Annotated in this window: 12 protein-coding genes, 1 other RNA gene and 1 other annotated feature; of the genes, 11 read left to right on the forward strand and 2 right to left on the reverse strand. The window is 40.8% G+C overall.

The genetic code is table 11. From position 1 onward, the window contains the following. Nucleotides 1–345: 345 nt before the first annotated feature. The 7 genes from FS458_RS06490 to FS458_RS06515 all read left to right on the forward strand — a co-directional run bounded on the left by FS458_RS06490 (nt 346) and on the right by FS458_RS06515 (nt 8,027). Nucleotides 346–2,529, forward strand: coding sequence for a RelA/SpoT family protein (locus FS458_RS06490; protein ID WP_144698849.1), 2,184 nt, complete (start codon nt 346–348; stop codon nt 2,527–2,529). Between the two features lie 22 nt (nt 2,530–2,551). Continuing rightward, the gene (gene dtd / locus FS458_RS06495; RefSeq protein ID WP_144698851.1) at nt 2,552–2,995 is read left to right on the forward strand and encodes a D-aminoacyl-tRNA deacylase; all 444 of its coding nucleotides are present in this window, start codon (nt 2,552–2,554) and stop codon (nt 2,993–2,995) included. Nucleotides 2,996–3,058: 63 nt separating this feature from the next. After that, nucleotides 3,059–3,232, forward strand: coding sequence for a hypothetical protein (locus tag FS458_RS20610; protein ID WP_186320473.1), 174 nt, complete (start codon nt 3,059–3,061; stop codon nt 3,230–3,232). Between the two features lie 43 nt (nt 3,233–3,275). Continuing rightward, nucleotides 3,276–3,508, forward strand: a binding site (T-box leader). Nucleotides 3,509–3,810: 302 nt separating this feature from the next. Beyond that, on the forward strand, nt 3,811–5,079 hold the full coding sequence (gene hisS, locus FS458_RS06500; RefSeq protein WP_144698853.1) for a histidine--tRNA ligase: 1,269 nt from the start codon (nt 3,811–3,813) through the stop codon (nt 5,077–5,079). 14 nt (nt 5,080–5,093) lie between these two features. After that, nucleotides 5,094–6,872 carry an aspartate--tRNA ligase gene (aspS, locus tag FS458_RS06505; protein WP_144698855.1) on the forward strand — a complete coding sequence of 593 codons (1,779 nt, stop codon included), beginning with the start codon at nt 5,094–5,096 and terminating at the stop codon, nt 6,870–6,872. 91 nt (nt 6,873–6,963) lie between these two features. After that, a non-coding RNA gene (gene ssrS / locus FS458_RS06510) (6S RNA) lies at nt 6,964–7,143 on the forward strand. A 116-nt stretch (nt 7,144–7,259) separates the two neighbouring features. Next, on the forward strand, nt 7,260–8,027 hold the full coding sequence (locus FS458_RS06515) for a tRNA threonylcarbamoyladenosine dehydratase (RefSeq protein WP_144698857.1): 768 nt from the start codon (nt 7,260–7,262) through the stop codon (nt 8,025–8,027). A gap of 306 nt (nt 8,028–8,333) precedes the next feature. Here FS458_RS06515 and FS458_RS06520 read toward each other — a convergent pair whose 3' ends face one another. Together FS458_RS06520 and FS458_RS06525 are read right to left on the reverse strand one after the other, a co-directional pair. Further along, nucleotides 8,334–9,188 (reverse strand): RsfA family transcriptional regulator, encoded by an 855-nt coding sequence (locus FS458_RS06520; protein ID WP_144698859.1) that lies wholly within the window; start codon nt 9,186–9,188, stop codon nt 8,334–8,336. Nucleotides 9,189–9,312: 124 nt separating this feature from the next. Next, entirely contained in the window at nt 9,313–10,650 is a 1,338-nt protein-coding gene (locus tag FS458_RS06525; RefSeq protein WP_144698861.1) for an AAA family ATPase, read from the reverse strand. A 154-nt stretch (nt 10,651–10,804) separates the two neighbouring features. Here FS458_RS06525 and FS458_RS06530 point away from each other — a divergent pair, with 154 nt between their 5' ends. The 4 genes from FS458_RS06530 to mnmA are packed head-to-tail and all read left to right on the forward strand — an operon-like array spanning nt 10,805 to nt 14,189. Then, complete coding sequence (locus FS458_RS06530; protein WP_137788778.1) at nt 10,805–11,515, forward strand: YczE/YyaS/YitT family protein; 711 nt, start codon at nt 10,805–10,807, stop codon at nt 11,513–11,515. Continuing rightward, nucleotides 11,448–11,867 carry a cysteine metabolism transcriptional regulator CymR gene (cymR, locus tag FS458_RS06535; protein ID WP_144698865.1) on the forward strand — a complete coding sequence of 140 codons (420 nt, stop codon included), beginning with the start codon at nt 11,448–11,450 and terminating at the stop codon, nt 11,865–11,867. The genes FS458_RS06530 and cymR overlap by 68 nt, the downstream gene beginning before the upstream one ends. A gap of 14 nt (nt 11,868–11,881) precedes the next feature. Beyond that, entirely contained in the window at nt 11,882–13,021 is a 1,140-nt protein-coding gene (locus tag FS458_RS06540) for a cysteine desulfurase family protein (RefSeq protein WP_144698867.1), read from the forward strand. Nucleotides 13,022–13,061: 40 nt separating this feature from the next. Further along, nucleotides 13,062–14,189 carry a tRNA 2-thiouridine(34) synthase MnmA gene (gene mnmA / locus FS458_RS06545; protein ID WP_144698869.1) on the forward strand — a complete coding sequence of 376 codons (1,128 nt, stop codon included), beginning with the start codon at nt 13,062–13,064 and terminating at the stop codon, nt 14,187–14,189. Nucleotides 14,190–14,382: the final 193 nt, after the last annotated feature.

A 14,382-nucleotide genomic window follows, 5' to 3' on the forward strand; every position in this document is an offset into this window, starting at 1 on the left:
TTGGAGAGTCAGTTCTAAAGGATTGTTGTTTCTTATTTTTATTTTTACTATCTTCTTTGAACAGTTGGTTGCAGTGGAAGGTGTGAGACTCCTGCGGGACAGGCGGGCAGGTGAGACACTTAAGAGTGAAACGTACGAATGTGGCTCACCGCCTGCCCCGCGGAAAGCGAAGCACCTGAAACGGAAATCAACTACTTTCAAAACACCAAGTGAAAATACAGACATTTTTTACAATCCTGTCACAAAATCTGCCCAATCATTCGACAAATTTCGTTTTTTGCTTTACATGAAGGACCAATTTAACGATAATAGAAGCAATATACAATGACAACGTAAGGTGATTCCATGACGATTGAGGAAGTATTGCAAAAAGCGGAGAGCTATCTTTCTAAAGACGATTTAAGCTTCATCACGAAGGCTTATGAATACGCAAAGAATGCACACGAGGGACAATTTCGTAAATCGGGAGAGCCCTATATTCATCATCCTGTTGAAGTAGCAGCCATTCTGGTGAATCTCCAGATGGATCCTGTGACTGTAGCAGCAGGGTTTCTTCATGATGTAGTTGAAGATACACCGATCACACTCAAAGATATTTCCACTCAATTTAATGAAGAAGTGGCAATGCTTGTTGATGGTGTAACGAAGCTGAAGAAGATCAAGTTCAAGTCTAAGGAAGAACAGCAAGCTGAGAACCACCGGAAGATGTTCGTCGCTATGGCCCAAGATATTCGTTGTATTTTGATAAAGCTGGCTGACCGACTTCACAATATGCGCACATTAAAGCATATGCCGAAAGAAAAACAGATCCAAAAAGCGAATGAGACACTTGAAATCTTCGCTCCGCTTGCCCATCGCCTTGGGATTTCAACGATAAAGTGGGAGCTTGAAGATGTTTCTTTAAGATACCTTAATCCACAGCAATACTACAGAATCGTTAACTTGATGCAGCAAAAGCGTGCCGAACGGGAAGAGTATGTTCATCAAGTGATGGATGAGATGAAGAGTAAACTTAAAGAAGTTAACATTCAAGTTGATATCTCTGGAAGACCGAAACATATCTATAGCATCTATCGAAAAATGGCTAAACAAGGAAAGCAGTTCAATGAGATCTATGACCTTTTAGCTGTTCGTATTATCGTTCAGAATATTAAAGATTGTTATGCTGCCCTCGGTATCATCCATACGGCTTATAAGCCGATGCCAGGCCGTTTTAAAGATTATATCGCTATGCCTAAAGCAAATATGTATCAGTCTCTTCATACGACGGTAATCGGACCAAAAGGTGATCCACTTGAAGTCCAGATCAGAACGTCTGATATGCATCGCGTAGCTGAATACGGGATTGCAGCACACTGGGCATATAAAGAAGGTGCAACGAAAGCTCCTGTCAGCTCATTTGAAAATAAATTAACATGGTTCCGTGAAATTCTTGAATGGCAAAACGATGTTGTAGATGCTGAAGAATTTATGGAATCTCTTAAGGTCGACCTTTTCTCTGATATGGTGTTCGTGTTCACTCCAAAGGGAGATGTTTACGAGCTTCCGTCAGGATCGGTGCCAATTGATTTTGCATACCGCATCCATACCGAAATTGGTAACAGATGTATCGGCGCAAAAGTAAACGGTAAGATGGTTACGTTAGATTACCGTTTGAAAACGGGAGATATTATTGAGATCTTAACGAGCAAACATTCTTACGGACCGAGTCAGGATTGGCTGAAGATCACACAGAGTTCTCATGCGAAAAACAAGATTCGTCAATGGTTTAAGCGTGAGAGAAGAGAAGAAAACGTCGCAAAAGGTAAAGAACTCGTTGAAAAAGAAATAAAGAATCGCGGTTATGATCTGAAAGACATCTTTACGAATGACAACATTCAATATGTGGCTCAAAAGTATAACTTTGCAGGCGAAGAAGATATGTACGCTGCTGTAGGTTACAACGGTATAACGGCTGCACAGATCGCCACTCGATTAACGGATAAAGTCCGCCGTAAAAAAGAGCAGGACCCGGATAATTCTGAGTTGCTTGATGCGATAAGAGACTCTGCTGAAAAGCCTGAACCAAAACGTAGAACAGATTCTGGTATTGTGGTTAAAGGCATTGATAACATGCTGATTCGATTATCTAAATGTTGTAATCCCGTTCCTGGAGATGACATTGTTGGTTATATCACAAAAGGCAGGGGTGTTTCTGTTCACCGTGAGGATTGTGTTAACGTCCACAACGAAGATGCACAAGTACGTCTCTTACCTGTTGAATGGGAAGGGAATCTAGAGCAACCGAAAAATTATAACGTTGATATTGAGATCAATGGTTTTGACCGCCGGGGTCTTCTAAATGAGGTTCTGCATGCAGTTGCGGAAACCAAAACGAATATTACAGCCGTAAGCGGCAAGTCAGATCGCAACAAGATGGCAACCATCAGTATGTCGATCTCGATTCACAACGTCAGCCACCTTCAAAAAGTGGTCGAACGAATTAAAAGAATTCCTGACATTTATGCGGTTAGAAGATTGATGCAATAGGAGTTAAGGAAGTGGTTCTGCAATGAAAATAGTATTACAGCGTTCTAAAGAGGCGAAGGTCATAGTGGATTCTGAAGTAAAAGGCAGAATTGATAAAGGCCTTGTACTCTTAGTTGGTGTTACACATGAAGATACAGAAAAAGATGCGGATTATCTAGCAGAAAAGATCGTAAATCTTCGCATATTTGAAGATGAAAATGAAAAGATGAATCATTCTTTAAAAGATACAGAAGGAAGCATCCTATCTATTTCTCAGTTCACGTTATTCGGTGACACGAAAAAAGGAAGACGTCCAAACTTTATGGATGCTGCTAAACCAGACCATGCGATCACGATGTATGACTATTTTAATAGCAAGCTTAAGAGCTTAGGTGTACATGTGGAAACAGGAGTTTTTGGGGCGATGATGGATGTCTCGTTTACGAATGATGGACCGGTGACCTTGATCATGGACTCTAAAAGTTAATAATCATGAATGAAACCTTCACCTTGATGGAAAGACTAAATCAAAAAGGTGGAGGTTTTTTGTATGAGGCAGAACCGGAAAGGCATAGAAGGAATCCCTCAATGGAAGCAGCTGAGCTTTCATGATTTTCTTTCTCTTGAAAAATCAGCAAACACGATGGAGCTTGCTGAAGAATTTGGAATGAATCTATATCAAGTGAATCAGTTAAAGAAAAAAATAAAACGCGAAAACTATTGACATCACACCCCTTCTAAAAGTATGATAATCTACAATTCCAAAATGAAAACTGATGACGAAGAAAAGTAGCTTTACCCCACAGGGTTAGAGATGAGATACCATGGCTGAAAGTATCTCTCCCTGATGATAAAGTGAAAGACACTTCATAGGTTTTAATTCGAACGGTTAAGTTTTGACCTCAGTAGAGTTACACGTGGGCAATCGTTACTTGCATAAATGAGGAAGCTATTTTTAGCTTCGAAGCAGGGTGGCACCGCGGGAAATCCCGTCCCTTATGAAATGACAGATTTCATAAGGGACGGGATTTTTTTTATGGTTGTTTTCTAAAATTTTGTACCTTAATGACATTGGTTTCGACTTACTTCTTTGACAAGTTGATTGGAGCGCAAGATGCGAGACTCCTGCGGGATGAGTGGGACAGGTGAGACTCCTAACAGCGCATAGCGCTAGGGGGCTCACCGCACACCCCGCGGAAAGCGAGCATCTGGAGCGGAAATCAACCACTTTCAAAGAACAACAGAATACGCGAGAACAGCCTTTGATTTTAATGAACATGTAAAACGGGAGGATGAATGAAAATGAGTATTAACATTCCAAGGGGAACGAAAGATATACTCCCAGGAGAAGTAGAAAAATGGCAGCTGATCGAACAAAAAGCAAAAGAAGTATCAGCGCGATTCAATTATAAAGAGATTCGAACACCGATCTTTGAACACACAGATCTTTTCCAACGCGGTGTAGGAGATTCAACAGATATCGTTCAAAAAGAGATGTATACGTTCAATGATCGAGGCGACCGCAGCTTAACTCTTCGACCAGAGGGGACAGCACCTGTAACTCGCTCTTATGTTGAAAATAAAATGTTTGGATTACCAGGACAGCCTGTAAAACTCTACTACATCCAACCTATGTTTCGATACGAAAGACCACAAGCTGGTCGATATCGTCAGTTTGTACAATTCGGTATTGAAGCGATGGGTTCAGCTGATCCTGCCATTGATGCAGAAGTAATTTCACTTGCGATGACGGTTTACCAAGAGCTAGGTCTAAAAAAACTCCGTCTCGTATTGAATACGTTAGGTGATGCTGAGAGCCGTAAATCTCATAAAGAAGCTTTGATCGCACACTTTGAACCTAGAATCGATGAATTTTGTTCAGATTGTCAAAATCGATTATTGAAGAATCCTTTAAGAATTCTAGATTGCAAAAAAGATCGAGAGCATGAACTCATGAAGAGCGCTCCTTCGATTCTTGAGCACTTAAACGCAGAATCGAAAACGTACTTTGAAGAAGTGAAGACTAGCTTGGATGCGATGAACATCGATTATGTGATCGACCCAACACTCGTACGTGGACTTGATTATTACAACCACACTGCTTTTGAGATCATGAGTGAGGCTGAAGGGTTCGGTGCTATCACAACACTTAGTGGAGGCGGCAGGTACAATGGTCTTGTTGAAGATCTTGGCGGCCCGGCTACGCCAAGTATCGGTTTTGCGATGAGCTTAGAACGTTTGTTGTTAGCACTTGAAGCAGAAGGTATCACACTTGAAACAGAAGAAGAAATAGATTGTTATGTTGTAGCATTAGGTGATGAAGCCAAGCGGAAATCAGTAGAGATCTTAAGTCAACTTCGCCAAGCAGGCATTAAGAGTGACAAAGATTATTTAGATAAAAAGATGAAAGCTCAATTTAAAGCAGCTGACCGATTAAAAGCGAAGTTTGTAGCGATTCTAGGTGAAGAAGAACTATCAAAAGGGATCATCAACGTGAAGAACATGGATTCCGGAGAACAGTCGGAAGTTGCAATCGAAGAGCTCAGCACATTCTTGAAGCAAGGTAAATAAGGAGGACACATCTCATGGAATATCGCACACATCAATGCGGAAAGATTACAGAACAATTTATCGGTGAAAAAGTAACAATAACAGGTTGGGTACAAAAAAGACGTGACTTAGGTGGACTGATCTTCATCGACCTGCGTGACCGTTCTGGAGTTGTTCAGATCGTCTTTTCTCCAGAAGTATCACCTGAAGCGTTAGAAACGGCTGAAAAAGTAAGAAGTGAATATGTTCTTACGATCACAGGAAAAGTGCTTGAGCGTGACCCAAGCACGGTTAACCCAGCTATGAATACGGGTAAGATTGAAATCTCTGGTGAAGAAGTTAAGATTTTAAACAGTGCGAAAACACCACCTTTCTCCATCAGCGAAGATATGGATATTACAGAAGATATCCGTCTGAAGTATCGCTATCTGGACCTTCGACGTCCGATCATGCAGGAAACATTGAAGATGAGACATGAAGTAACTCGTTATATCCGTAACTTCCTGGAGAACGATGAATTTATGGAGATGGAAACACCGATGCTTACGAAGAGTACACCTGAGGGAGCGCGTGACTATCTAGTACCGAGCCGTGTGCACCCGGGAGAGTTCTATGCATTGCCGCAATCTCCACAATTATTTAAGCAATTGTTAATGATTTCAGGTTTCGAAAAATACTACCAGATCGTTCGTTGTTTTAGAGACGAAGATCTGCGTGCAGACCGTCAGCCAGAATTTACTCAAGTCGATATCGAAACTTCTTTCATGGGCCAAGAACCACTTTTAGCTATGATGGAAGAGATGATGACTGGACTTGTGAAAAAGGTAAAAGGTGTAGAGATTCCGAAGCCTTTCCCAAGAATGACTTATAAAGAAGCGATGGACCGTTATGGTTCAGATAAGCCGGATACGCGTTTCGGTCTTGAACTGATAAACGTCTCAGAAATCGTTAAGGGTTCTGGATTTAAAGTATTTGCAGCAGCAGTGGAGAACGGTGGTCAAGTTAAAGCGATCAACGTTAAAGGAAAAGCAGCAAATTATTCTAGAAAAGATATTGATGGTCTCACTGAATTCACTGCTCGATACGGAGCAAAAGGCCTTGCTTGGATGAAAGTAGAAGCAGAAGGATTAAAAGGACCTATTTCAAAGTTCTTTAACGAAGAAGATGCAGCTAATTTAACGAACGCACTACAAGCAGAAGAAGGCGATCTGTTGTTGTTTGTAGCAGATAAGTCGTCAGTTGTAGCAGACAGCCTAGGTGCGTTAAGACAAAAGCTAGCAAAAGATTTAGATCTGATCGACCAATCGAAATACAATTTCTTGTGGGTCGTTGATTTCCCACTTGTTGAATACGATGAGGATGCAGACCGTTTTGTGGCGCTTCACCATCCATTCACGATGCCTAAGACAGAAGATCTTCACTTAATGGATTCCAATCCTGCTGAAGTAAGAGCACAAGCATACGACTTAGTTCTTAACGGGTATGAGCTTGGCGGAGGATCTCAGCGTATCTACCAACGTGACATTCAAGAAAAAATGTTCAAAACATTAGGATTCACTGAGGAAGCAGCACGTGAGGAGTTCGGATTCCTTTTAGAGGCTTTTGAATATGGAACGCCTCCACATGGTGGAATTGCATTAGGACTTGATCGTATGGTGATGTTACTAGCCGGAAGAAGTAATTTAAGAGACACGATTGCTTTCCCGAAAACAGCTTCTGCATCGTGTTTACTGACGAATGCACCATCTGCTGTAAACGAAAAGCAGCTTGATGAACTTCACTTATCTGTAAAAGTGAAGCAAGAAACCAAGTAAGTGAATATTTAGAAAAATACGAATCGTTTTATAAAGAGACACATTTTGTCTTGTATTTGATTTATTCGTGTGATAGTATGAAATTAAGCGATGGGTCCTATGGTGACCGTTAACAACCCGAAGTTTTGAGCCAACATTAAGTATTAGGGAGTTTGTGTTTTCTCACAGCGTCCATGCCCTGAAAGCTAGGGGACGGACAAAATGCGAAACAGGGCACCCACCTGCGAGAGCAGGTTCAAAACTAAGGGGATACGGCATTTTTGGGGCTCATTTTTTTGTGCGAAAAAAACCAAGTAAGCATATTGATTTTGTTTTCAAAAGTGGATATGCTGATAAAGATGCATTTTCTTTATTTTACGTGCACGTTTGAAAGGAGATTTCACTAATATGCTTTATCAGTTCTCAAGAAATGAACTTGCCATTGGAAAAGATGGAATAGACGTCTTAAAAAACTCAACTGTTGCTGTGCTTGGAATCGGAGGAGTGGGCTCCTTTTCAGCTGAAGCACTAGCTCGATCAGGAGTTGGCAGACTGATTCTTATCGATAAAGATGATGTCGATATCACGAACGTGAATCGTCAAATACATGCACTTGTGAATACCGTTGGGCAGCCAAAGGTAGATCTTATGAAAGAAAGAATCGCGCTTATTAATCCAGAGTGTGAAGTTATCGCTCTTAAGATGTTTTATACAGAAGAGACATATGAACATATTTTTGAATATGGGCTTGATTTTGTAGTAGATGCATCCGATACGATCTCCTATAAGATCCACCTCATGAAAGAATGTTTAAACCGCAAAATACCAATTATCTCGAGCATGGGTGTGGCAAATAAACTGGATCCAACACGTCTTCAAATCGTTGATATCTCTAAGACGAGCTATGATCCGATCGCTAAGGTCATTCGCCAGCGACTAAGAAAAGAAGGAATCACAAAAGGAATCCCTGTCGTATTCTCAGATGAAAAGCCAATCCAAATTCGTGAAGAGATTCGAAAAGAGATCGTACCTGAGAACGCTCCTGGCATTCGAAAAGCGAAGATGCCGCCATCTTCAAACGCATTTGTACCATCTGTTTCAGGACTTTACATGGCAGGTTACGTGATTAACAAAATCATTGAAAATAATAATATAAAGATCGAAAGAATACGATAATTTGATGAAAAAGGGTTCTGACTGTTCTAAAGTCAGGACTTTTTTTCGTTTATTCATATATTTATTACTACTTATAAATGTTGGTGAAAGGAATTGTGCTTTCCAGTAGGACGTGGTGAAGAAAATGTTTATCTCAAATGAACACTTCTAATTATTACGAGGTAATCTCAAATAATTCCGGGGTAATTTGAAATATATCCAGGTATAAGCAAAATAATTCCGCAGATAAAATAATTTATCCGTTTTTTTGCGTAAAACCGCACAAAAAAGATGACTCGTAGGCTTAACCCTATGAGTCATCTATTATTATTTTGCTAGTTTTTCTAGATTTCCGTTCTTGTCCATGCGGAAGGTAACGTTAGGATTGGTATCTTCGTCTTGGAACAATACCATTTTTCTTGCACGGTCCATGATTTGGATCAGTGCTTGATAATCTTCCTGAACCGTCTGGTGCTCTTTCTCAAGAACAGAAAGCTGATCTTTCATCACTTTGTTCTGCTGCATCAACTCGTTCATCTGAAGACGAAGTTCCATGTTTTCTTGAACGAGCTTGCCGCTCGACATTCCGTTTCGCTTCAAACCACTCAGAAAATCTATGACTTCATCAAGTGTAAGACTATGTTCGTTGCTAGCTTGAGAAGCTTGACGATAGGTATTCAGTGATGAAGGCTGTTGCGACCCTTGTAAGCTCGTAACTTCTGGTGCTTCCGCTTCAGTTTGCTGAACATAACTCGGTGGTTGTTCTGGAACTGCGGGTGACGAAGCAACTGGAGCTGGTGTTGCTGAGTTTCTTTCATACGTAAAAGGTGTTTTGAAGAACTCTTCAGGATGATAGGTTTCATCATCGTGCATCTGTGGAGCATTATTCAATTGTACTGGCTTAGCTGCAGGTTTCGACTGTTGTTGTTGCTGTTGTGACCTTGCTAGCGCACGCTGCCGTTCTTTTCTTTGCTTTTTAGCAATCTTTAATGCTTGTTCGTATTTTTTTCTCACGATTGCATTCCATCTAAATCCAACTGCTGCACTCGTACGCTCTAATTTATCTCCTACCTCTTCAAAAGCATGTAACTGTGTACTTCCTTCACGCACATGGCGTAAGACCGTTTCGGCAAGCAATAGATCGTCTTCTTCTGACCAGGCGTCCTGTCTGATTTTTGACACGGTAATCCTCTCCTTAGCTACAAAAATATTCATTTGATATTTTCATGTTTACCAATCAGAGAGAATCCTATACACACTTCTGAAGAACTTTTGCTAGTTTGCTAAGTTTTCAAGTCTCATAGATTTACTTTCCTTTTTTCTTACGATCATTAAAATAGTCGAGGCGCTTCTTAAGATTCTTTTCAAAGCCACGTTCAGTAGGTTCGTAAAACGTTTTACCCCCCTGCAGATGTTTCGGTAAATATTCTTGTGGTACATACCCATCTTCAAAATTATGTGGATATTTATAGTCCTCACCATGTTGAAGTTGTTTTGCTCCTTTATAATGAGCATCACGTAGATGGATTGGGACGAGACCTGTTTTTTCTTTTTTGACTGCATCAAGTGCTTTATCAATTCCTGTTATCACTTTGTTGCTTTTAGGAGCAGTGGCTAAGTAAAGCGTAGCTTCTGCAAGTGGAATTCGAGCTTCAGGCATACCAATAAAATCAGCAGCATAACTAGCAGCATGTGCGACAAGTAACGCATTCGGATCTGCGAGACCGACGTCTTCTGCTGCATGAACGAGCAATCGGCGAGCAATAAAACGAGGATCCTCGCCCGCATAAATCATTTTAGCAAGCCAGTATAGAGCGGCATCTGGGTCTGATCCACGTATGCTTTTAATAAAGGCGGAGACTGTATCATAATGGTTGTCTCCTTTTTTATCATATTGAAGGACTCTTTGTTGAATGGATTCTTCAGCGATTTCTAATGTGATCGTAATGTTTCCATCTTTATCTGGTTTCGTCGTTAACACAGCAAGCTCCACCGCATTAAGTGCTGTCCTTGCGTCTCCGTTCGCAATAGACACTAAATGATCGATTGCTTCTTTTTTCATAGATATAGGATGTTTGCCATATCCTCTTTCTTTATCAGAAAGAGCCTGCTGGATCACTTTTGAAATATGTTCATCTGTTAGTGGTTCAAAGCGAAACAACCGAGATCTTGATAAGAGAGCGGGGTTGATCTCGAACATAGGGCTCTCTGTTGTTGCACCGATTAAGATAACCGATCCATCTTCTACATATGGAAGGAGAGCGTCTTGCTGACTTTTGTTAAAACGATGGATCTCGTCGATAAAGAGCACTGTCTTTTTTTCTTCTAATAACAGGCGTTCTCTAGCAGCTCCCATAATGACCTTTAGATCAGCGACTCCTGACGTCACCGCATTAAGTTGTTCAAACCATGCAGATGTGGAATTCGCAATTATTTTAGCTAATGTTGTTTTACCTGTGCCAGGAGGTCCAAAGAAAATCATCGGTGTGAGTTGATCAGCTTCGATCGCACGTCTTAACAGCTTACCTTCACCAGCTATATGCTCTTGCCCGATAAATTCCGTTATCTTTCTTGGACGCATTCGGTTGGCGAGGGGTCTTTTTAATGAATGGGAGCTTTCGTCTTTGTAAGAAAACAAGTCCATTACAATCATCCTTCCGTACACTTGTTCTAATCGTCATATGACAATACTATACAATAGTCCATCATGCAAGTTGAAATGATTTCATGCTATAATAAGCTTTAGATCTATGGAATTAACCGAATTGAGACAACTTAATAGGGAAGGATTTTGCACAGTGAAAGACCAAAAGCATTCAAGATGGAACAAATTTTTGTTTCAGTGGTCTGTATTTTTTATTGGATTATTTATTATGGCTTTCGGAATCGCGCTTATGATTAAGGCAGACCTCGGAAGTGCTCCATGGGACGTTCTTCATATCGGACTGTTTGCACAGTTTGGACTTTCCATAGGCACATGGTCGATCATAATGGGATTCTTCGTCATCTTAGCTACATCCTTACTAACAAAAAAGAAACCTCAATCAGGTGCCTTTTTAAATATGGTGTCTGTTGGTTTGTTTATTGACTTTTATTTATGGCTTCCTTTTTTTCATGATCCTGTAACAGGTTTTGGGAAATGGATGTTTTTAATCATCGGAATCTTAATCTTAGGTTTTGGAATCGGGCTATATATATCATCAGACTGCGGTGCAGGACCAAGAGATAGTCTGATGCTCGCTCTTACAGAAAAATCAGGGATGAAAGTTTCAAATATTCGACTATTAATGGAATTTGTTGTTCTGTTTTTTGGTTGGATGTTAAAAGGACCCGTTTCGTTCGGAACGATCCTTTTTTGTGTAACGATAGGAGCAATCGTGGGCAGGACCCTTCCGTATTGCCAAAAATTAGTGAAGTTTGTTTTAGAACGGAGTGAACAATATGAAGATATCAACAAAAGGTCGGTACGGATTAACCATCATGATGGCATTAGCGAAGAGGTCAGGTGAAGGTCCGATCGCATTGAAATTAATCGCAAAAGAATATAGTCTATCTGAACATTATTTAGAGCAGCTTATCGCTCCGCTCAGAAATGCAGGACTTGTAAAAAGTATCCGGGGTGCGTATGGTGGGTACATGCTGGCAAAAGAAGCATCCACGATTACTGCTGGAGATATCATCCGAGTGCTTGAAGGACCGATCTCTCCAGTTGAAGTATTGGATGATGAAGAGCCTGCGAAAAGAAATCTTTGGATAAAAATTAGAGATGCTGTAAAAGATGTGTTAGATTCTACAACACTCGAAGATTTGGCGAACTATGAAGATGAGGGCGCACAGGACGCTTACATGTTTTATATATAGGAAGGAAATGAGCAATGAAAAACGTTTATTTAGATCACGCTGCAACCTCTCCTGTTCATCCTGAAGTCATAGAAGAAATGATTCCTTTTCTAACTGAACATTTTGGGAATCCTTCTAGCATTCATCAATTCGGAAGACAGACTCGTAAAGCTCTTGATGATGCCAGATCCATGATTGCAACTTCTATAGGTGCTTCACGTAATGAGATCATTTTCACAAGTGGTGGTACAGAAAGTGATAACCTTGCTATTCTTGGCACAGTCTCTGCTCTTGAGAATAAAGGAAAGCATGTTATCACAACAGAAGTAGAACATCATGCTGTACTTCATACCTTTCATGAGCTTGAAAAGAGAGGGTACGATGTAACTTACTTGTCCGTTGATAAGGAAGGCAGAATTTCATTAGACGAACTGAAAAGATCTCTAAGAGAAGACACGATTCTCGTTTCGATCATGTATTGCAACAATGAAACAGGGACAACACAAGACATAAAAGAGATCGGAAGTATTTTAAAAGAAAAAGAGATCTTGTTTCATACCGATGCGGTGCAAGCTTATGGCTTGATCTCAATCGATGTAAATGAACTGAACATTGATCTGTTAAGTGCTTCTGGTCATAAGATCAATAGCCCAAAAGGAACGGGATTTCTATTTGTGAAAGAAGGAACTCCTTTTCTTCCTCAAGGCTTTGGCGGTGAACAAGAGCGTAAGCGCCGTGCTGGAACAGAAAATGTCGCAGGAATCGCTGCTTTACGAAAAGCGGCATCCATCGCAGAAAAAGAAAGAGAAGAACGCTTTAGTCAATACAGAACATTTAGAGATACGATGAAGAAAATATGGCAAGAAGAAGAGGTATCTTTCATCGAAAATGGAAGTTCTGATCATTTTCTTCCGCATATTCTAAATGTTAGCTTTCACGGTGTAAAAACAGAAGTGCTCTTAGTCAATCTAGATCTTGCTGGTATCGCAGCTTCTAGCGGATCTGCTTGTACGGCTGGCTCACATGAACCTTCACACGTTTTGAAAGCGATGTTTGGTAATGATGTTCGTACGAAAACTTCTGTTCGTTTTAGCTTTGGTCTAGGCAATAAATTGGAAGATATTGAATATGCTGCCCATGAGACAGCAAAAATCGTGAAACGTTTAGCAAAATAAGTTACAATGTTTGTCATATGAATGAAATGAGGTGGACACGATGCAAACAGAATCAAACAAAAAGGCACCTCAAGATACACGAGTAGTTATTGGAATGAGCGGCGGTGTGGATTCTTCCGTTGCCGCACTTTTACTGAAAGAGCAAGGCTATGATGTGATCGGAATCTTTATGAAAAACTGGGATGATACCGATGAGAATGGCGTATGCACAGCAACAGAAGATTACAACGATGTGATAGCGGTCTGCAACCAGATCGGCATTCCATATTACGCGGTGAATTTTGAAAAAGAATACTGGGATAAAGTATTCACGTACTTTTTGGAAGAATATAAAGCAGGACGAACACCTAATCCAGATGTGATGTGCAACAAGGAGATCAAGTTTAAGGCCTTCTTGGAGCATGCCATGAACTTAGGTGCAGATTATGTAGCTACTGGCCATTATGCACGTGTGGCTGAAATAGATGGAGAAGTTAAGATGCTTCGAGGCGTTGATGAGAATAAGGACCAAACTTATTTTCTTAACCAGCTTTCTCAAGAACAGCTTCAAAAAGTATTGTTCCCGATCGGAGAGCTTAAAAAGCCTGAGATCCGCAAGATTGCTGAAGCCGCTGGACTTGCGACAGCTAAGAAGAAAGATTCAACAGGAATCTGCTTTATTGGAGAAAGAGACTTTAAAGAATTCTTAAGTCAGTATCTGCCTGCAAAGCCTGGTGAGATGCAAACGTTTGAAGGCGAAGTTAAGGGCAAGCATGATGGATTGATGTACCATACGATCGGGCAGCGTCACGGTCTTGGAATCGGTGGAAGCGGAGATCCTTGGTTTGTCGTCGGTAAGAATTTAAAAGACAACATATTGTATGTTGAACAAGGATTTCACAACGAAAAGCTTTATTCTGACAGCCTAAAAGCGGTAAAGGCAGGATTTGTTTCTGATAGACCGCTGCCTGCTACTTTTAAGTGTACGGCGAAGTTCAGATATCGTCAGCCTGACATGGGTGTAACTGTCCATGTAATGGAGGATGAAACGCTGCATGTGGTCTTTGATGAAGCACAACGTGCGATCACACCTGGACAAGCAGTCGTGTTTTACGATGGAGATGTTTGTCTAGGCGGAGCAACGATCGATACGGTATACAAAAACGACGAAGCGATCACCTATCTATAAAAGAATGTGGAAAAACTGGCTTACTAGGACAAGAAATGAACTAGTAAGCCAGTTTTTTTGCGTTAATGAAATAAGGTGCTCATGCAGCGGCATATCTATGCACGCTGCATGAGCGATTCCAGAGATTTATGAGCGATTCCAGAGATTTATGAGCGATTCCAGAGATTTATGAGCGATTCCAGAGATTTATGAG

The organism is Fictibacillus phosphorivorans (assembly GCF_007673525.1).
Taxonomy (GTDB): Bacteria; Bacillota; Bacilli; order Bacillales; family Fictibacillaceae; genus Fictibacillus; species Fictibacillus phosphorivorans_C.